20 protein-coding genes are annotated in these 17,659 nt (G+C 67.3%); 5 read left to right on the top strand and 15 right to left on the bottom strand.

Features of this window, described 5'->3' with window-relative positions; translation table 11 throughout:
* The first annotated feature begins 58 nt into the window (after window positions 1–58).
* Both ACNO8X_RS08020 and ACNO8X_RS08015 read left to right on the top strand, forming a co-directional pair.
* Window positions 59–400 carry a DUF485 domain-containing protein gene (locus ACNO8X_RS08020; protein WP_418004862.1) on the top strand — a complete coding sequence of 114 codons (342 nt, stop codon included), beginning with the start codon at window positions 59–61 and terminating at the stop codon, window positions 398–400.
* Window positions 400–2,031 (top strand): cation acetate symporter, encoded by a 1,632-nt coding sequence (locus ACNO8X_RS08015; RefSeq protein WP_418004861.1) that lies wholly within the window; start codon window positions 400–402, stop codon window positions 2,029–2,031. Before ACNO8X_RS08020 ends, ACNO8X_RS08015 begins: the two co-directional genes overlap by 1 nt.
* A gap of 11 nt (window positions 2,032–2,042) precedes the next feature.
* Here ACNO8X_RS08015 and ACNO8X_RS08010 read toward each other — a convergent pair whose 3' ends face one another.
* Window positions 2,043–2,594 (bottom strand): DUF5994 family protein, encoded by a 552-nt coding sequence (locus ACNO8X_RS08010; protein ID WP_418004860.1) that lies wholly within the window; start codon window positions 2,592–2,594, stop codon window positions 2,043–2,045.
* Between the two features lie 335 nt (window positions 2,595–2,929).
* Between ACNO8X_RS08010 and ACNO8X_RS08005 the strand changes: the two genes are divergently transcribed.
* From ACNO8X_RS08005 to ACNO8X_RS07995, 3 genes are read left to right on the top strand one after another with little or no spacing between them, the layout of a single operon-like run.
* Window positions 2,930–3,673, top strand: coding sequence for a TetR/AcrR family transcriptional regulator C-terminal domain-containing protein (locus ACNO8X_RS08005; protein ID WP_418004859.1), 744 nt, complete (start codon window positions 2,930–2,932; stop codon window positions 3,671–3,673).
* A 25-nt stretch (window positions 3,674–3,698) separates the two neighbouring features.
* The gene (locus ACNO8X_RS08000; protein WP_418004858.1) at window positions 3,699–4,808 is read left to right on the top strand and encodes a fatty acid desaturase family protein; all 1,110 of its coding nucleotides are present in this window, start codon (window positions 3,699–3,701) and stop codon (window positions 4,806–4,808) included.
* A gap of 20 nt (window positions 4,809–4,828) precedes the next feature.
* Window positions 4,829–5,167 carry a hypothetical protein gene (locus tag ACNO8X_RS07995; protein ID WP_418004857.1) on the top strand — a complete coding sequence of 113 codons (339 nt, stop codon included), beginning with the start codon at window positions 4,829–4,831 and terminating at the stop codon, window positions 5,165–5,167.
* Here ACNO8X_RS07995 and ACNO8X_RS07990 read toward each other — a convergent pair.
* The 14 genes from ACNO8X_RS07990 to ACNO8X_RS07925 all read right to left on the bottom strand — a co-directional run bounded on the left by ACNO8X_RS07990 (window position 5,150) and on the right by ACNO8X_RS07925 (window position 17,626).
* Window positions 5,150–6,139 (bottom strand): IS481 family transposase, encoded by a 990-nt coding sequence (locus tag ACNO8X_RS07990; RefSeq protein ID WP_418002682.1) that lies wholly within the window; start codon window positions 6,137–6,139, stop codon window positions 5,150–5,152. The genes ACNO8X_RS07995 and ACNO8X_RS07990 overlap by 18 nt on opposite strands.
* Window positions 6,140–6,248: 109 nt before the next feature.
* Window positions 6,249–6,866 carry a maleylpyruvate isomerase family mycothiol-dependent enzyme gene (locus tag ACNO8X_RS07985; RefSeq protein WP_418004856.1) on the bottom strand — a complete coding sequence of 206 codons (618 nt, stop codon included), beginning with the start codon at window positions 6,864–6,866 and terminating at the stop codon, window positions 6,249–6,251.
* Window positions 6,867–6,952: 86 nt separating this feature from the next.
* Window positions 6,953–7,564 (bottom strand): TetR/AcrR family transcriptional regulator, encoded by a 612-nt coding sequence (locus tag ACNO8X_RS07980; RefSeq protein ID WP_418004855.1) that lies wholly within the window; start codon window positions 7,562–7,564, stop codon window positions 6,953–6,955.
* Entirely contained in the window at window positions 7,554–8,423 is an 870-nt protein-coding gene (locus ACNO8X_RS07975; protein ID WP_418004854.1) for an oxygenase MpaB family protein, read from the bottom strand. Before ACNO8X_RS07975 ends, ACNO8X_RS07980 begins: the two co-directional genes overlap by 11 nt.
* A 39-nt stretch (window positions 8,424–8,462) precedes the next feature.
* Window positions 8,463–9,674, bottom strand: coding sequence for an acyl-CoA dehydrogenase family protein (locus ACNO8X_RS07970; protein ID WP_418004853.1), 1,212 nt, complete (start codon window positions 9,672–9,674; stop codon window positions 8,463–8,465).
* Between the two features lie 10 nt (window positions 9,675–9,684).
* Complete coding sequence (locus ACNO8X_RS07965) at window positions 9,685–9,927, bottom strand: hypothetical protein (RefSeq protein WP_418004852.1); 243 nt, start codon at window positions 9,925–9,927, stop codon at window positions 9,685–9,687.
* Entirely contained in the window at window positions 9,924–10,424 is a 501-nt protein-coding gene (locus ACNO8X_RS07960; protein WP_133761050.1) for a DUF3093 domain-containing protein, read from the bottom strand. Before ACNO8X_RS07960 ends, ACNO8X_RS07965 begins: the two co-directional genes overlap by 4 nt.
* Window positions 10,421–10,822, bottom strand: a complete 402-nt coding sequence (locus tag ACNO8X_RS07955) for a hypothetical protein (protein WP_133761049.1) — start codon at window positions 10,820–10,822, stop codon at window positions 10,421–10,423. Before ACNO8X_RS07955 ends, ACNO8X_RS07960 begins: the two co-directional genes overlap by 4 nt.
* 138 nt (window positions 10,823–10,960) lie before the next feature.
* A complete protein-coding gene (locus ACNO8X_RS07950; protein WP_418002682.1) occupies window positions 10,961–11,950 on the bottom strand; it encodes an IS481 family transposase in 990 nt (329 codons plus the stop codon).
* Window positions 11,951–12,059: 109 nt separating this feature from the next.
* Window positions 12,060–12,539, bottom strand: a complete 480-nt coding sequence (locus tag ACNO8X_RS07945) for a hypothetical protein (protein ID WP_418004851.1) — start codon at window positions 12,537–12,539, stop codon at window positions 12,060–12,062.
* The gene (gene hemB, locus ACNO8X_RS07940; RefSeq protein ID WP_043401382.1) at window positions 12,536–13,516 is read right to left on the bottom strand and encodes a porphobilinogen synthase; all 981 of its coding nucleotides are present in this window, start codon (window positions 13,514–13,516) and stop codon (window positions 12,536–12,538) included. Before hemB ends, ACNO8X_RS07945 begins: the two co-directional genes overlap by 4 nt.
* 84 nt (window positions 13,517–13,600) lie before the next feature.
* Window positions 13,601–15,286: a uroporphyrinogen-III synthase gene (locus tag ACNO8X_RS07935; protein WP_418004850.1), complete on the bottom strand. Its 1,686-nt coding sequence runs from the start codon at window positions 15,284–15,286 to the stop codon at window positions 13,601–13,603.
* Window positions 15,287–15,289: 3 nt separating this feature from the next.
* The gene (hemC, locus tag ACNO8X_RS07930) at window positions 15,290–16,249 is read right to left on the bottom strand and encodes a hydroxymethylbilane synthase (protein WP_043401375.1); all 960 of its coding nucleotides are present in this window, start codon (window positions 16,247–16,249) and stop codon (window positions 15,290–15,292) included.
* Between the two features lie 6 nt (window positions 16,250–16,255).
* A complete protein-coding gene (locus tag ACNO8X_RS07925; protein ID WP_043401372.1) occupies window positions 16,256–17,626 on the bottom strand; it encodes a glutamyl-tRNA reductase in 1,371 nt (456 codons plus the stop codon).
* Window positions 17,627–17,659: the final 33 nt, after the last annotated feature.

Below are 17,659 nucleotides of genomic sequence, written 5' to 3'. Positions count from 1 at the left end.
TTCTCAATTAGGTTCAGTGCCCAACAGCATCCGCACAGTCAACTGTCAGGAGCCCTCGGTGCCAGAAACCGACCGTCCCGAGAGGGTTGCCCCCGCCGGGGAGCAGTTTCTCGCCATGCAGGCCAGCCCCGAATTCCAGGAGCTGCGTACTCGGTTGCGCCGCTTCGTGTTTCCGATGACCGCGTTCTTCCTGCTCTGGTATGCCCTCTACGTCGCGCTCGGGGCCTTCGCCCACGACTTCATGGCCATCCGGGTGTTCGGCAACATCAACGTCGGCCTGTTGATCGGGTTGGGCCAGTTCCTGACCACGTTCGTGATCACCGGGCTGTACGTGCGTTTCGCGGGCCGGGAACTCGACCCGCGGGCCACCGCTATTCGCGAAGAACTCGAGGGCGCCTGATGACCACGACCGTCCTGGCCGCCCAGACCGTCGGCAATCCGGCCGCCAACATCGGCATCTTCAGCGTGTTCGTCGTCGTCACGATGATCGTGGTGATCAAGGCCAGCAATCGCAACGCCACCGCCGACGAGTTCTTCACCGGTGGCCGCGGCTTCTCGGGTCCGCAGAACGGCATCGCCATCGCCGGCGACTACCTGTCCGCGGCCAGCTTCCTCGGGATCGCAGGCGCCATCGCGGTCTACGGCTACGACGGCTTCCTGTACTCCATCGGCTTCCTGGTCGCCTGGCTGGTGGCGCTGCTGCTGGTGGCCGAATTGCTGCGCAACACAGGCAAATTCACCATGGCCGACGTGCTGAGCTTCCGGCTCAGGCAGCGGCCGGTCCGCCTGGCCGCCGCCACCTCGACGCTGACGGTGTCGTTGTTCTACCTGCTGGCCCAGATGGCCGGTGCCGGCGGCCTGGTCGCCCTGCTGCTCGACGTCAACAGTCGCGCCGGGCAATCGGTGGTGATCGCCGTCGTCGGCGTCCTGATGATTGTCTACGTCCTGGTCGGCGGTATGAAGGGCACCACCTGGGTGCAGATCATCAAGGCCGTGCTGTTGATCGTCGGCGCCGCGTGCATGACGGTCATGGTGCTGGCCAAGTTCGGCTTGAACGTCTCCGACATCCTGGGCTCGGCCCAGTCGGCGATCTCCCACGCCACCACCAAGGGCGTGTCCAGCCGCGACGTCTTGGCACCCGGCGCGCAGTACGGCGGGTCGCTCACCTCGAAGATCAACTTCATCTCGCTGGCGCTGGCGCTGGTGCTCGGCACCGCGGGCCTGCCGCATGTGCTGATGCGCTTCTACACGGTGCCGACGGCGAAAGAGGCTCGGCGGTCGGTGGTTTGGGCGATCGCACTGATCGGCGCCTTCTATCTGTTCACCCTGGTGCTCGGGTACGGCGCGGCCGCGCTCGTCGGCCCGGACCGGATTCTCAAGGCGGCCGGTGGCGTGAACTCCGCAGCGCCGCTGCTGGCCTTCGAACTCGGCGGCGTCATCCTGCTCGGCGTCATCTCGGCGGTCGCGTTCGCGACGATCCTCGCGGTCGTCGCCGGCCTGACGATCACGGCATCGGCCTCGTTCGCGCATGACATCTACGCCTCAGTCCTCAAGTCCCACAAGGTGACCGAGCAGGAACAGGTGCGGGTCTCGCGTATCACTGCGGTGGTGCTCGGGGTGTTCGCGATCGGGCTCGGCATCCTGGCCAACGGTCAGAACGTGGCATTCCTGGTGGCCCTGGCGTTCGCCGTGGCCGCCGCGGCCAACCTGCCGACGATCCTGTACTCGTTGTACTGGAAGCGGTTCAACACCCGCGGTGCCCTGTGGAGCATGTACGGCGGCCTGATCTCGACCATCGTGCTGATCGTGTTCTCCCCGGCGGTATCCGGCACGAAGACCTCGATGATCCCGGGCGCCGACTTCGCGTTCTTCCCGCTGGCCAACCCGGGCATCGTGTCCATCCCGCTGGCCTTCGCCCTCGGCATCATCGGCACGCTCACGTCGTCCGACACCGGCGACCCCGAGCGCACCGCCGAGATGGAGGTGCGGTCACTGACCGGGGTGGGCGCCGAGAAGGCGGTCGCGCAGTGACGGCTCGGAGGTCAGACGAGAACCTGCTCAACCTGTCGGGACGCCGCGGTCCCGCCTTCAGACTCCCAACGCTCTTGAGCGTTCGACGCCTGGGTGCGCCGTTCGCGGTCGCGTGGACTGATCATGAGCAGCCCGTCAGCGGAGACAGCGCTGCCAGACTGGGCCGCGGCCATCATCGTGGTGTGGGCGTCGTCGGGGTCCGTGCGCGGCGGGATCACCAGCAGTATCAGCCGGTCCCGGTCGTCGTCGAGGCCGCGAACCTCGATGGTGTTGAGCGCCTGACGCCGATACCCGTCGAGGCGTACCGCGCGACCACCGGTGGGGAGCTTGCGGGGCGCATTCGCCCAAGCGCCCAGGCGGTATGACACGCGGTCGATACGGCCCAGCCGCACCGACAGCACCGCCAGCAGATCCGGCAGCTCGACGGCAAGGTCATCGCTGTGCGGCCACCATGCCCCGTCGACGTATCCGCCATGCGGCGCTTTGGATTTCAGCCGCAGCCGCGGTGTGTTCGCCGGCACGGTGCCGTTCTGGTCATTCTTGCGGGTCGGTTGTCGCGTCATGACGACGCTCCCTTCGTTGCATCTCTGGTGTCGGCGCGATCCCACTGGGTCGTCGAGCTGTCGAGCGAAGACCGGCGCCTCGGTGTGGCGGCTGCCGGCCGGTCATCTCCGGCTTCAGCAGGAGTCGGTACCGGCTACCGGCCGTTGGCCGCGCCGGACCCCTCGGCCAACGCGACAAGCACAGTGGCCGATCCGACGATCATGACGGCGCCTCATCCGGTGCTACAAGTCCAGTAAACTCCCAGATCAGAGCGATGTCAACATCGTAGACCTACGTTATAGGGCTACACTGAAGTGAGGTCGGAGAGACGCGCACGAAGGGCGGTGCTTGACCCATGACCCCACCCTCGAGAGGGCCATCACGTCCGGGGCGAGACGCGCCCGGCGCCGACGCGATCGCGGCGGATGGCGCGAACCGGCCGATCACCCGTGCGGCAGTCCTGACCAGCGCACTGGAGATCATCGACCGCGAGGGTGTCGACGCGCTGTCGATGCGCCGCCTCGGCGAGGCGGTGGGTCGTGACCCGATGGCGCTCTACCGTCACGTGCCGAACAAAGCGGCCGTGCTCGATGGGGTGGTGGAGATGGTCTTCGAGCAGGTTTCGCTCGACCCCCTGGAGACGGACTGGGCTGCCGCGTTGCGCAAACTCGGCCACGGCTTCCGCGAATTGGCGCGCGCACATCCCCACGTCGTGCCGCTATTGGTCACCCGTCCCCTTGCCACACCCCTCGGGATGCGGCCCCCCGGAATCCTGCGGCACCTCGAACAGGTGCTCGCACTCCTGACCGGGGCCGGGTTCAGCGGAGACGAAGCGCTCCATGTGTACCGGACGTTGTTCGGGTTCTTGTACGGCCATGTGCTGACCGAACTGCAGGAGATCGTCGAACGTCCCGAGGAAACCGATCATGTGCTGCGGCTCGGGCTGTACCGGCTGCCGATCGACCAATTCCCGCATTTACGTGACCTCGCACCGATATGGGCCAGTTACGACGGGCGCGCCGAACTCGACCGGGGACTCGACATCCTGCTCAGTGGCCTGGGCGCCCGATTCGGCGTGCCCGCGGCCGCACCCCCATAAATCACCATGAACGGAGGTGATCCCGATGGCGATCACCGAAGTAGCCGAATACGCCCATCTCAGCGAGTCGGACCTGGACGCGCTCGGAGCCGCCCTCGAGTCCATTCGTCGCGACGTCGAGAACTCGCGGGGCGCGCCGGACCGGGCATACATCCAGCGCACCATCGTGTTTCAGCGCTGCCTCGAGGTCGCCGCGCGACTGATCATCGCGGCCGGCCGGGGCAGACTGGCATGCGCGCTCGGTACCACCGCACTGGCCACCGCCAAGACCATCGAGAACATGGAACTCGGCCACAACATCTGCCACGGTCAATGGGATTGGATGAACGACCCGGAAATCCACTCCAGCACCTGGGAGTGGGACATGACGGGCGTCTCCTCGCAGTGGCGATATGCCCACAACTACCGCCACCACGTTTTCACCAACGTCATCGGCATGGACGACGATCTCGGGTACGGCATCATGCGGGTCACCCCGGACCAGCCGTGGGGCGCCGGAAATCTGCTGCAGCCGCTACGAAATGTCTTGCTGGGCATCATGTTCGAATGGGGCATCGCACTGCAGGGCTGGGAGTCCGAGCAGCGAGGTGCGGCGACTCGCGCCGAGAAATCCGCCCTCACCCGGGCACTGGTCCGCAAGATCGCCCGGCAGGCCGGCAAGGACTACGTGTTCTTCCCCGCGCTGAGCGTTCGCCGATGGCGCCGCACCCTCACTGCGAACGCGGTCGCCAACCTGGCGCGCAACGTGTGGGCCTACGTGGTGATCTGTTGCGGTCATTTCGCCGATGGCACACAGAAATTCACCCCGGCCGCCTTGGATGACGAGACCAAATCCGAATGGTATCTACGACAAATGTTGGGTACCGCGAACTTCCACGCCGGGCCCGTGTTGGCGTTTCTCAGCGGCAACCTCTGCTACCAGATCGAACACCACCTGTTCCCCGACCTGCCGAGCAACCGCTACGCCCAGATCGCGGTACAGGTCCAGGCCGTGTGCGCTCGCTTCGGCCTGCCGTACACGACCGGGCCGCTCGCGCGCCAGTATCTCCGCACCCTGCGCACCATCGTCACACTCGCGCTGCCGAATCGTGTTGCGTCCGATCGCGATTGCGCGTACGCCGTCGCGCCGGGCTAACTCGCCAGAGGGTCGGTGCGATGCAGATCGCACTCGGCGTGATCGCACCGGCGTTGGTGTGCCAATCGGTTGTCCCTGCAGCAGTCGGCGAATCGTGCGCGGCGGCGAATCCTGTCGGTCACCCGGCGGCCGTCGGCGGCGCGACTCGCCGCGGGCTCTCCGGTGATCAGGAACTGCTTTATCGCCGAGCACAACATCATCGCGGACATCAGAGCCTCGCAAGTGCGGCAGCCGAAACGTCGACCTCATCATCGACATCGTGGACGGTCATTGTCCGACCTCATCAATCCCCCGATATCCAGTACACGCCCGCCGCCACGACGCTGTCAACGCCGGGGCGGCTAGCTGTACTGACCTGAGAGGTTAGGTACGCGGCTGGCGGGTGGTTGACCGCCCAGTGCGGTGTGGCCGCGGTGGTGATTGTAGGTGTGTAGCCATCGGGGGTACTCGGCGCAGCGTTCGGCGTCGCTGGTGTAGAGCCGGGCGTAGGCCCATTCATCGGCCAAGGTGCGGTGAAATCTCTCCACCTTGCCGTTGGTCTGGGGCCGGTAGGGACGTGTTCGGCGGTGTTCGATGGCCCCGAGTGCGTCACGGAACGCGTGAGATCGATAGCAGGATCCGTTGTCGGTCAACACCTTCGACACCGTGAACCCGCATTGGTTAAACCATGCGTTGGCCCGGGCCCAGAACGCTGACGCTGTCTCTTTGCGCTCGTCGGCCAGGAGCTCGGAGTAGGCCAGCCGTGAGTAGGCATCGATCGCGGTGTGCAGGAAGTGATGGCCCTTGATCGGGTGACCGTGCTTGCTGACGCGTCCGGAACTCTTATCGGCGCGCGTGTTGTGATTGCCTGCGGTTCGGCCCAGCATCCGCCAGCCCCCGCCGGCAGGAATTTTGCCCAGCTTCTTGACGTCAACATGCACCAGTTCGCCGGGTCGCGCGGCGTGAATTCTGCGGATCACCGTGCCGGTGGGCCGGTCGAGCCAACGCAACCTGGCCACCCCGTAACGGGTTAGCACCCGGTGCACGGTCGAGGGATGAATTCCCAGCAGATAGCCGATTCGTGCTGGCCCCCAACGCCGGATGACCCGCACTTTGATGATCCGGCGCTCGGTACGAGTCGGTGTCTGGTTGGGGCTTCGCTGTGGACGTGAACTGCGATCGACCATGCCGGCTGGGCCCTGCTCGCGGTAGCGACCCGCCCAACGCGCCGCTGTGGTGACCGCGACTTGGAATCGCTCGGCTGCGCGGCGCAGCGACCAGCCGTCCTCGACGACACAACGGGCCAAGCGCAGACGACCAGTTTCCGACAGCGGAGCATTACGGTGGGACACGAAGACCTCCGAGATTGAGTTGGTGCGTTCCTAGACAGCTCGCACTTCACTCGGAGGTCTTCTTCATGTCACCACGCCACGCCGTACCTAACGTCCGTGGTCAGTACAGCTAGCACGCACCCAGGTTCCGGCGTAACCGGTCCACACCGGGGCCGCTGAGATCAGCGAGCGCACAAGGTCGCGCGACCATCACCATCAGGAGGGCTTCCGCGGGCCCGGACGCTTCCGGCCCGCGGCCGAACGACCAGTCCAGATCGGTGGCGACCAACCGCACTCCCCTGGCCCGCCAGGCGCCGCGCAGCAGCGCCGCGTAGCGCGCGAAGTCCAGCACCGTCACCAGCCGGTCGTGCGGTATTTCCCGGGGCAGACCCAACGGTCGACGGATGTCCTGCTGGTGAATCATCCCGTCCGACAAGGCGATCCGGCCGCCGAAGCCGGTCGTCAGACCACGTGGGACGACATGCTCAGCCAACGTGGCGCAGAGTTCGTCGGCGCTGCGGCCCGCATTCCGCGCCAGCACGGCGGCATTGATCCGGGGCGGGTACAGCCCACCGCGCAGGAACTCCCGGACGGTCTCCGCGCCGCTCAACTCGTCGTAGCCGATGAGGTGGCCGACGACGTCGCGCACCCGCCACCCGGTGCACAACGATGGTTGTTCCCACTGCTCGGGCGTCAGCTGCGCCAGGAACTCGACGAGGTCCTCGCGCTCGGCACGGGCCAGCTCCATTGTCGACACGATTTACCCACTTCCCAGCGAAGGACCGGCCGAAACTGATCCAAGCACGAGATCCGCGCGGGCTCCTACCACCTGCGTTACCGCATCGACCCCGCGGCCGACTTGCCCGCCTGACCCTGCAGCGCCGGCGGCAGACTCGGCACGAAATGCCGTGCGGCGAAAGCGCGGATCTCCTCAGCGCTCTCCAGCGCCTCGACACTCGGCAACAGCAGCACCATCGCGGCGTAGCGCAGGATCGTGTCGGCCAGGTCGTTGACGGCCTGCTCGCCGATCCGGTCGGCGAACCCGTCCGGGAAGATGACGCGCAGCGCCGCCGCCATCCGGCCCACCGCAGCACCGTAGTGCTGCTGCATGAGTTCGATCACGAGCGACGGTTCATCGGTCATCATCCGATTCAGCACCCGGTGCCGGCGGAACCGCAGGATCGACAGCGTGAACGCCTCGACATACAAATCCGATTGCGGCCCAGCATTTTTCAGTTCGCCGGCGATATCGTCGAACAGCACGACATTCTCCCGCTCGACGACCGCGGCCACCAGCTCGTCGCGGCCCGCGAACCGCCGGTAGATCGTGGTGCGGCTGACCCCGGCCCGGCGCGCCACGTCGTCGAGCGCAACTCGGCGGAAGCCGTGCTGCTCGAACTCGATGAGCGCTGCGTCGAGGATCGCTTGCGTCGCGTCAGCGGGCACGTGCGTAACCGTTTTGCGCAAAGCTGTTGTACCGCACCGACATCGGCAATCGTTCCCACACCCAGTTCACCGGTTTGGTGCGCCACGCGGCGGCGAACAGTTGGTAGGCGCGTTCCTGCCGGGCGGTCCAGGGCAGCTCCAGCAGGTCCCGCGTCCGCGGCGGCATGCCACCGGTGGTCAGGAACGCCGCGACCGGGTTGAACACCACCGCGATCACGCGCCACACCGCCGGGTTGACACCCTTGGGCGCCGGAAAGCCTTTGGTCACATAGCCGACGCCGTACCGGGCCGTCTTGTGCGGCACCGCGACGTCATTGATCATGCGGTCCCAGTACTCCTCGAATTCGGCGTAGGTGGCCGGCATCGGCCTGTCACTGACGCCATAGCGGCGGTACCACGTCTTGGACTCGAGGTAGATCTGTTCCTTCTCTGCGTAGCTCAGCCGCTTGACGAAGGTATCCGCGAAGTACAGCACCTGGTCGACGAACGTCGCGTGCGCCCAGTAGTAGGTCTCGGGGTCGAGCGCGTGGTAGCGGCTGCCGTCGGGCATGTCGCCCTTGATCTCGCGGTGGAAGTCGCGGACCTGGGTGCCGGTGTTGGCGTCATCGGTGCCGTACACGGTGCGGAAGATCGGCGGCAGCGAGCGCTTGATCCGCGCCGAGGTGTCGGCGAAGAACACCGAATGGTCGAGCACGCCCTGGCCGAGCTGGGCCAGCATGTTCTGCAGGACCGCCGGCCGGGGGCCGATCAGGTACATCCGGTTGTCGCCGAAGTACTTCCATACCAGTGAGTCCGGCCCCAGCGGCAGGGCATCAACCGGCTCCGAGACCAGCTCGGACTGTTCCGCAAGTTCGGTCATACGGAACAGTGTTACAAATTTTGCACTCTGTAACAAGAGCTACTTGAGCGGCAGCCCCGTGATCGCGCGGGACATCACGAGCCGCTGGATCTCGCTGGTGCCCTCGAAGATCGTGAAAATCTTGGCATCGCGGTGCCACCGCTCCACCGGGTAGTCGCGGGTGTAGCCGTTACCGCCCAGAATCTGGATGGCCTCGTCGGTCACGTAGACCGCCGTCTCACTGGCGACCAGCTTGGCCATGGAGCCTTCGGCGTTCTCGAACGGCTTGTTGTTGCGCGCCATCCAGCCTGCCCGCCACACCAGCAGCCGCGCCGCGTCGACGCGGGCCTTCATATCGGCCAGCTTGAACGCGACGGCCTGGAAGTCACCGATCTTGCGGCCGAACTGCTCGCGCTCCTGCGCGTATCCCAGCGCGTACTCGTAGGCAGCACGGGACACGCCCAACGCCATCGCCCCCACCGTCGGCCGCGTCCGCTCGAACGTCTTCATGGCCACCTGGCCCGCAGAACTCTTGCCTTCGCGGGTGCGGGCGATCCGCTCTTCGAACTTCTCCCGGCCACCGACGATCAGCCGGCCCGGCAGCCGGACGTCGTCGAGCACGACCTCAGCGGTGTGCGACGCCCGGATGCCGTGCTTCTTGAACTTCTGGCCCTGGCTGAAACCCTTTGTGCCGGGCGGGATGATGAAGCTGGCCTGGCCGCGCGAGCCGAGCTCCGGGTACACCGAGGCGACGACGATGTGCACGTTTGCGATGCCGCCATTGGAGGCCCAGGTCTTGGTGCCGTTCAGCACCCATTCGTCGGTGGCCTCGTCGTACCGCGCCCGGGTGATGATCGACGAAACATCCGATCCCGCACCGGGTTCCGACGAGCAGAACGCAGCCAGCTTGGGCTCGTTGATGTCGCCGTACATCTGGGGCAGCCACTCGCCCAGCTGTTCCATGGTGCCGTTGGCCGCCAGTGACGCGGCGGCCAGACCGGTTCCCATGATGGACATCGAAATGCCGGCGTCACCCCAGAACAGCTCTTCGACGGCGACGGGCATACCGAGTCCCGTCTCCTCGGCAGTCTGAGCAGCAAAGAACTCCATCGAGTACAGGCCGACCTTGGCCGCCTCCTGGAGGATCGGCCACGGCGTCTCCTCGCGCTCGTCCCACTCCTCGGCGGCCGGACGGATCACGTCAGCAGCGAACTCGTGGACCCAGTCCCGGACCTGTACGACGTCAGCGGACAGTTCAAGCGAAAAAGACATGGGCGACACACTACTTGGCGCGTCGCCACCTCGCCGTACCTACTACTGCGAGTACCCCGGCCAGGGTCGCCAGCAACACCGACAACGTGATGAACGACGGGTCATAGAGCACCGACGTCTTCACCGGCTCGCCGGGAATCACCGGCGCGACGTCGGCGATCGACGATGCGGCCAGCCAACTCACCACCGAGCCGACGGCCGCCAGCACCGCCGCTACCAGCGCGCCGGCCGCCACGATCCTGCCGGTGCTCATTCGTCGTCGTCCTCGCCGAATTCGCGCACACCCAGCGCCTCCAGCTGAGCACGCAACCCGCGATGACGCCGCGCCCACGCCTGCGCGGTCCGGTCACCGGTCAGCTTGAGCCCGATCCCGGTGCGCCCCCGTGGAACACCGGTCAGTTCCCCGAGCGCCCGGTCGGACTGCCAGCGCGGCACGTCGGCTCCCCTCGCCTCCGGGTACATCCCGAGCATGTCCGCGACGCGGACCGACTCGGTGCCCTGGCGCAGGTATTCCGGCGTCAACTCGACCGAGGTATGCAGGCGTGCGGCCTTGATCTGCAGCCCGATGAACCCCGTCACCAGCACCAGGAACACCAGCGGCACCAGCGGGTCCAGCCGGTGGGCCGACCACAACTGCATCGCGGCGATGGAACCGCCGGAGAACGGCCCCAGCAGCAGCCACCACCAGCTGGCACCAACCTCGTGGAAGAGAACCTGTTCGGCGTCGGTGTCTGTCGGCGCGTCCGTCACGCGTTGGCCTTTCCGTCGAACCAGGACTGCGCCGCAGGCCGGGTGATCGAGACCGTCCCACCGATCGCCAACGCCATGACAATCGTCAGCACCAGGAATCCCAGCGGGTCCGCCCCGAACACCAGCAGCAGAAACGCAATCAGCAGGACGATCGCCATCGCCAGCGCCGTCGCGGCCCGGCGAAACCGGGCATCACCACGCCGCGCCCGGCCGGCGAGAAAGCCCAGACCCAGCCCGACCACTGCCAGCAGCCCGCCGATGGCCCGAAACTGAGCGGGCAGGCTCAGGCTCAGCTGCCAGGTACCGATCGCGGTGAGGAGGCCCCCGGCCACCACCCAGCACCAGAAAGCAACGGTCACGGCCTGCGGTCGGGCGGGTGAGGGCGTGGGCTCAGTCATATCCGGGCCAGCCTAGCGGGCCACGTGTGCATCGACGTCGACCTGGGCGCCCACGCGCGGCCCCGAACCGCACGCTCCGCGCGGCGTGTTGCCGTGCAGACACGGCCGCTCGCGGGGGCTCGCGCGGGGGGATGCGGGCTAGCTGTACTGACCTGAGAGGTTAGGTACGCGGCTGGCGGGTGGTTGACCGCCCAGTGCGGTGTGGCCGCGGTGGTGATTGTAGGTGTGTAGCCATCGGGGGTACTCGGCGCAGCGTTCGGCGTCGCTGGTGTAGAGCCGGGCGTAGGCCCATTCATCGGCCAAGGTGCGGTGAAATCTCTCCACCTTGCCGTTGGTCTGGGGCCGGTAGGGACGTGTTCGGCGGTGTTCGATGGCCCCGAGTGCGTCACGGAACGCGTGAGATCGATAGCAGGATCCGTTGTCGGTCAACACCTTCGACACCGTGAACCCGCATTGGTTAAACCATGCGTTGGCCCGGGCCCAGAACGCTGACGCTGTCTCTTTGCGCTCGTCGGCCAGGAGCTCGGAGTAGGCCAGCCGTGAGTAGGCATCGATCGCGGTGTGCAGGAAGTGATGGCCCTTGATCGGGTGACCGTGCTTGCTGACGCGTCCGGAACTCTTATCGGCGCGCGTGTTGTGATTGCCTGCGGTTCGGCCCAGCATCCGCCAGCCCCCGCCGGCAGGAATTTTGCCCAGCTTCTTGACGTCAACATGCACCAGTTCGCCGGGTCGCGCGGCGTGAATTCTGCGGATCACCGTGCCGGTGGGCCGGTCGAGCCAACGCAACCTGGCCACCCCGTAACGGGTTAGCACCCGGTGCACGGTCGAGGGATGAATTCCCAGCAGATAGCCGATTCGTGCTGGCCCCCAACGCCGGATGACCCGCACTTTGATGATCCGGCGCTCGGTACGAGTCGGTGTCTGGTTGGGGCTTCGCTGTGGACGTGAACTGCGATCGACCATGCCGGCTGGGCCCTGCTCGCGGTAGCGACCCGCCCAACGCGCCGCTGTGGTGACCGCGACTTGGAATCGCTCGGCTGCGCGGCGCAGCGACCAGCCGTCCTCGACGACACAACGGGCCAAGCGCAGACGACCAGTTTCCGACAGCGGAGCATTACGGTGGGACACGAAGACCTCCGAGATTGAGTTGGTGCGTTCCTAGACAGCTCGCACTTCACTCGGAGGTCTTCTTCATGTCACCACGCCACGCCGTACCTAACGTCCGTGGTCAGTACAGCTAGCGGACGAAGTAGGCGTTCGAGTCGGGGCGGTGCAGGAGGTACACGCCGCCGCCGATCAGTACCGTGCCGCCGATGCCGCACACCGCGTAGCCCAGCGCCGCGGCCGCGCCGTGGTAGTCGGCGAAGAGATTGGTGGTCAGGTACAGAATCGTCGCCGCGGACCCACCGGTGAGGATGCTGCGCGCCCACCGGTAGCCCTGCCGCAGCAGCACCAGGAACGTGGCCACCAGGACCGCGATGATGAACAGCATCAGACCGGACACCGCGTATGCGTAGCCCGACACCGAGCGCTCGGGCGTGGTCAGCAGGTTGATGACGTAGCCGATGACCGACACCGGCAGCGCGGCCGTCCACAGCCAGAAGCCGGTGACGACGTCCTGCGGCATCTCGTGCGGCTCGGCACCGGAACCGTCCGGGGCCGCGCCCTGAAACGGCGGGTACTGCGGATGCGGGTTCTGCGGGTTTTGGGGGTTCACCGGAGCCAGCCCGCGACGTCCGTCGCCCAGTACGTGAGCACGATGTCGGCACCGGCGCGCCGAATGCTGACGAGCGACTCCAGGACCGAGGCCCGCAGGTCGATCCAGCCGTTGGCCGCGGCCGCGCTGATCATCGCGTACTCACCCGAAATCTGATACGCCGCAACGGGGACCGGCGAGATGTCGGCAGCGGCGCGCACCACGTCCAGGTAGCTCATCGCCGGCTTGACCATCACCATGTCGGCGCCTTCGGCGAGATCGAGTTCGATCTCGCGGACCGCTTCACGGGCGTTGCCCGGATCCTGTTGGTACGTACGACGATCACCCTGCAGGCTCGAGCCCACCGCCTCGCGGAACGGGCCGTAGAACGCCGACGCGAACTTGGCGGCGTAGGCCAGGATCGCGACATCGCTGTGCCCGGCATGGTCCAGCCCATCGCGGATCGCGGCCACCTGACCGTCCATCATGCCGCTCGGACTGACCACGTGCGCACCCGAATGCGCTTGGGCCACAGCAAGTTTGATGTACTGCTCGTTGGTGGCGTCGTTATCGACCCGGCCGTGCACATCGAGCACGCCGCAGTGCCCGTGATCGGTGAACTCGTCCAGGCAGGTGTCGGCCATCAGCACGGTCGCGTCGCCGAGGTCCGAATTCAGGTCGCGCAGTGCCACATTCAGGATGCCGTCGGGGTTGACCCCCTCGGAGCCGGTCGCATCCTTGTCACCGTCGCACGGAACGCCGAACAGCATCAGCCCGCCGACACCGGCCTCGACGGCTTCCGCGGCGGCGCGGCGCACCGACTCCCGGGTGTGCTGGACGACCCCGGGCATCGAGCTGATGGGGCGCGGCTCGGAGAGCCCGTCCGCGACGAACAGCGGCAGCACCAGATGCCGTGGCTCCAGCGAGGTTTCGGACACCAGACGCCGCAGCGCCGGGGTCGTACGCAGTCGCCGCGGCCGATGCCTCGGATACGACACAGCAATGCCTCCTAGTTCGCCGAAACCGCATTCCGGCAGACAAAGTGCGAGTGCACGCCTGCCGGAATGCCGTTTCGATCGAGTTTAGCGGCGCCGGCTCTTCTTACGCGGCGGCGGCAGGGCACCCTCGGCGCGCAGGCGAGCGGCGTGCTCGGCCAGCGCCTCGACCAGCGGGCCCACCGCGGCGGTCTCCGGCTGCACGTCCACGCGCAGGCCGAATTCGGCTGCGGTCTCAGCGGTTTTCGGGCCGATGCAGGCGACGATGGTCCGGGCGTGCGGCTTGCCGGCGATGCCGACCAGGTTGCGCACCGTGGAGCTCGAGGTGAAGCAGACGGCGTCGAAACCACCGGTCTTGATCATCTCGCGGGTGTGCGCCGGCGGCGGGGCCGCGCGGACGGTCCGGTAGGCCGTGACGTCCTCGATCTCCCAGCCCCGCTCGCGCAGGCCCTCGGCCAGCGTCTCGGTGGCGATGTCGGCGCGCGGCAGCAGCACCCGGTTCACCGGGTCGAAAATCTCGTCGTAGTCCGGGAATTCGTCGAGCAGGCCCAGCGACGACTGCTCACCGGCAGGCACCAGCTCGGGGTTGATACCGAACGCGCGCACCTTGTCCGCGGTGGCCTGACCGACACAGGCGATCTTCACGCCGGAGAACGCGCGGGCGTCCAGACCGAACTCGTTGAACTTCTCCCACACCGCACGCACCGCGTTGGTGGAGGTGAACACGACCCACTGGAAGCGGCCGTCGACCAGACCCTTGACCGCACGCTCCATCTGGGCGGGGCTGCGCGGCGGCTCGACGGCGATGGTCGGCACCTCGATGGGCAGCGCGCCGTGGCCCACGAGGCGATCGCTCATCTCGCCGGCCTGGTCCTTGGTGCGCGGCACCAGCACGGTCCAGCCGTACAGCGAGCGGCTCTCCCACCAGTTCAGCTTGGCCCGGTGCGCCACCGTCTTGCCGATGGTGACGACCAGCGGGCCCGCCAGCGGTCCGACCGGCTCGGGGCCGACCGGCTTCTCCAGCACGGCCTTGTCCAGCAGCCCGGCCAGCGTGGTCTCGATGGACCGCTGCTGGCAGGTGGTGCCGTTGGCGGTCACGACGCACGGGGTGCTTTCGGTGAGGCCGTATTCGATCAGGGTGCGGGCGGCGTCCGGCAGGTGCGACACCGTCGCGTGCAGGATCAGTGGCCCGGGGGCGGCGGCCAGCGCGGCCCAGTCCACGTCACCGCGGACGTCGGCCACGGTGTGCGACGACCCGACGGGCAGGCCCGCGTAGGTCGGCACGGCCGTCGACGACGGCAGGCCCGGCACCAACTCGAAGTGCGCCGCGGTCTTGGCCAGGGCGTTCACCTCGGTGATGACGGAGTCGACCGACAACGGGTCGCCGGCGACCAGGCGCACCACGTCGACACCGGTCTTGGCCTCGGCCATCAGCAGCTTGGCCACCTCGGTCGGGTCACCCAGCGCGGGGCGCACGTCGACGCCATGCGGGAACGTCGTCGTGGGCGCGGCAGCCGGCGCCTTTTCGGGCGTGGCCTCGTCGGTCTTGGTCTCGGCAGCCGGCTCCGCCTCGGCCGGGTGCGGCCCGGACGTCGGCGGCAGATCGGTACCGATCAGCGCCAGCACCGCCTCGGGCACGTCAGGATCGGTGAAAACCAATGCCGCATGCGCCAAAACGTTCCGCGCACGCGTCGTCAACAGGCCCGGGTCACCGGGGCCGGAACCGACAAAGGTGATGCGGCCGGGCTTGTGCTTACGCACTCGGGTCGTCATCTCTCACTCCCGCTCTACAGTCCGCTGATCCAACACGTCGCGCGCACCCAGGTCGAACAACTCCGCGGCCAGCGAGAGCCCCAGCTCTCGTGCCCGTTCGGGTGTCCCGATCCCGGACGCCCGGATCACGTCGGATCCGTCCAGCGCCGCCACGCAACCGCGCAACGACAGCTCTTCGAAGACTCGGCCGTCCTCGTCGATGGACTCGACCACTTCAGCGATCGCACCCACCGGCGCGGAACAACCCGCCTCCAGTTCGGCCAACAGGACTCGTTCGGCAGTGACCGCGGCACGCGTGTCGGGATGGTCCAGCTTTCCCAACAGCGTCGCCAACTCGGTGTCCCCCACTCGGCACTCGACCGCGAGGGCGCCCTGCGCCGGCGCTGGCAACATCTGCACCGGCTCGAGGCTCTCGGTGACGACATCGAGCCGTCCGATACGGGCCAGACCCGCTCGGGCGACGACAACAGCGTCGAGATCACCACTACTTACCCTGTTCAACCTGGTATCTAGGTTGCCTCGTAGGGGGCGGATTTCCAAACCGAGACCCAGTGCTCTAAGCTGCGCCGCCCGTCGCGGGCTCGACGTGCCGATCACCGAGCCGGCCGGCAACTCCCCCAGCACCATTCCGTCGCGCGCCACCAAGGCATCCCGCGGATCTTCGCGCGGCGGGACGGCGGCGATGACGAAGCGCTCGTCAGGCGCCGTCGGCAAATCCTTGTAAGAGTGCACCGCGACGTCGATGCGGCCGTCGGCCATGGCGTGCCGCAGCTCGGCGGTGAACACACCGATGCCGATCTCGGCGACGGGCGCCTGGGAGCGGTCGCCGTCGGTGCTGATGATGACCAGCTCCGCGGGCTGCCCCAGAGCTACCAGGGCGTCGCGGATGGTGCCGGCCTGCGTGGTAGCCAACAGGCTGCCCCTGGTGCCGATCCGGACAACGTTATCGAGGGTAGTTACCAAGTGAGATTACTCAGCCTTGTCGTGGTGGGAATGCGGCTCGCCTGCCGCCAAATCTGGTGCCATCAAGGGCAGTTCGCCGGCGGACACGGCGTCGATGGCCTGCGGGTCGAGCTCGAACAGCTCCCGCAGCGCCTCGGCGTAGGTGTCGCCGCCGGGCGCGCTGGCCAACTGCTTGACCCGCACCGTCGGTGCGTGCAGCAACTTGTCCACGACCCGTCGGACGGTCTTGGCGACCTCGTCGCGGTGGGCGGCGTCGAGCCCGGGAACCCGGTTGTCGAGCCGCAGCAATTCCGCTTCGACGACGTCGGCGGCGCGCTGACGCAGGGCGGTGACGGTCGGGGTGACCTCGGCCATCCGCTGGCCGGCCAGGTAGCTGGCGACCTCCGCGGCGACGATCGAGCGGGCCGCTTCGGCGTCCGAGGCAGCGGCCCGGGCCGACGGCTCCCGCTGGATGCGGTCCATGTCGATCATGTGCACGCCGGGTAGGCCAGCAATCGCGCTGTCCACATCGCGGGGCATGCCCAGATCGCAGATCACCAGTTGGTGATGCTCCGGGCGGTTCATCAGTCCGCGGTGCGCATCGGCCAACGACACCACCGGACGCACCGCGCCGGTACACGCGACGACGACGTCTGAGTTGCCCAGCGCGACGGCGATGTCGTCCAGGGTGTGCGCGGCCGCGTCGACGCCCTGTGCCTTCAAATTCTCGACCATGCGCTCGGCTCTCGGCAGCGAGCGGTTGACCACCTCGATGCGGGCGATCCCGGCGCGCGTCAGATGCGCGGCGGCCAGGGCACCCATGGAGCCGGCGCCGATCACGGCGGCCGTCAGCCCGGTCAGCGACGTCAGCTTGGACGTGGCCATGTCCAGCGCCACCGACACCACCGAGGCACCCGCCGAATCGATCCCGGTCTCGGAATGGACCCGCTTACCGACCGACAGTGCCCGCTGCGACAGCTCGTGCAAGGTGCGGCCGACGGTCTGGTGCGCTTCCGCGGAGGTGTAGGCCCGGCGCACCTGACCCAATACCTGCGCCTCGCCGATGACCGCCGAATCCAGGCCGCTGGCCACGGCGAACAGATGCTCGACAGCCGCCTCGGCGTACCGCACGTAGGCGTACTTCGTGAGGTCGTGCAGCGACATGCCCGACCGCTCGGAGAGCACCGAACCGATCACGGAGAGCCCGCCGTGGAAGGCGTCGACCACCGCGTACACCTCGACCCGGTTACAGGTGGAGAGCACCATCGCCTCGGTGACCAGAGAGGACTGCAGCAGCAGCTCGATGATCTTGGCCTGTTCGGCCTCGTCGGTGCTGAGTTGTTCCAGCACGGAAACCGGTGCACTGCGGTGCGAAACCCCGAACAGCAGTACGCTCACGGCCTCTTCACCTCGTCGCACCTCCGTCGCGCA

The sequence above is a fragment of the Mycobacterium sp. PDNC021 genome (assembly GCF_048282635.1).
GTDB classification, from domain to species: domain Bacteria; phylum Actinomycetota; class Actinomycetes; order Mycobacteriales; family Mycobacteriaceae; genus Mycobacterium; species Mycobacterium llatzerense.
The sequence above is the reverse complement of the archived record's forward strand: the minus strand, read 5'-3'. Positions and strand labels throughout refer to the sequence as shown.

What these genes read in the sequence shown, in the direction of transcription:
- ACNO8X_RS07955 (WP_133761049.1), bottom strand. Translation starts at nt 10,822, where the DNA reads ATGACTGAGCCCACGCCCTCACCCGCCCGACCGCAGGCCGTGACCGTT.
- ACNO8X_RS07985 (WP_418004856.1), bottom strand. Translation starts at nt 6,866, where the DNA reads ATGGAGCTGGCCCGTGCCGAGCGCGAGGACCTCGTCGAGTTCCTGGCG.
- ACNO8X_RS07965 (WP_418004852.1), bottom strand. Translation starts at nt 9,927, where the DNA reads ATGAGCACCGGCAGGATCGTGGCGGCCGGCGCGCTGGTAGCGGCGGTG.
- ACNO8X_RS08010 (WP_418004860.1), bottom strand. Translation starts at nt 2,594, where the DNA reads ATGACGCGACAACCGACCCGCAAGAATGACCAGAACGGCACCGTGCCG.
- ACNO8X_RS07995 (WP_418004857.1), top strand. Translation starts at nt 4,829, where the DNA reads ATGCAGATCGCACTCGGCGTGATCGCACCGGCGTTGGTGTGCCAATCG.
- ACNO8X_RS08005 (WP_418004859.1), top strand. Translation starts at nt 2,930, where the DNA reads ATGACCCCACCCTCGAGAGGGCCATCACGTCCGGGGCGAGACGCGCCC.
- ACNO8X_RS08000 (WP_418004858.1), top strand. Translation starts at nt 3,699, where the DNA reads ATGGCGATCACCGAAGTAGCCGAATACGCCCATCTCAGCGAGTCGGAC.
- ACNO8X_RS08015 (WP_418004861.1), top strand. Translation starts at nt 400, where the DNA reads ATGACCACGACCGTCCTGGCCGCCCAGACCGTCGGCAATCCGGCCGCC.
- ACNO8X_RS07970 (WP_418004853.1), bottom strand. Translation starts at nt 9,674, where the DNA reads ATGTCTTTTTCGCTTGAACTGTCCGCTGACGTCGTACAGGTCCGGGAC.
- ACNO8X_RS07935 (WP_418004850.1), bottom strand. Translation starts at nt 15,286, where the DNA reads ATGACGACCCGAGTGCGTAAGCACAAGCCCGGCCGCATCACCTTTGTC.
- ACNO8X_RS07975 (WP_418004854.1), bottom strand. Translation starts at nt 8,423, where the DNA reads ATGACCGAACTTGCGGAACAGTCCGAGCTGGTCTCGGAGCCGGTTGAT.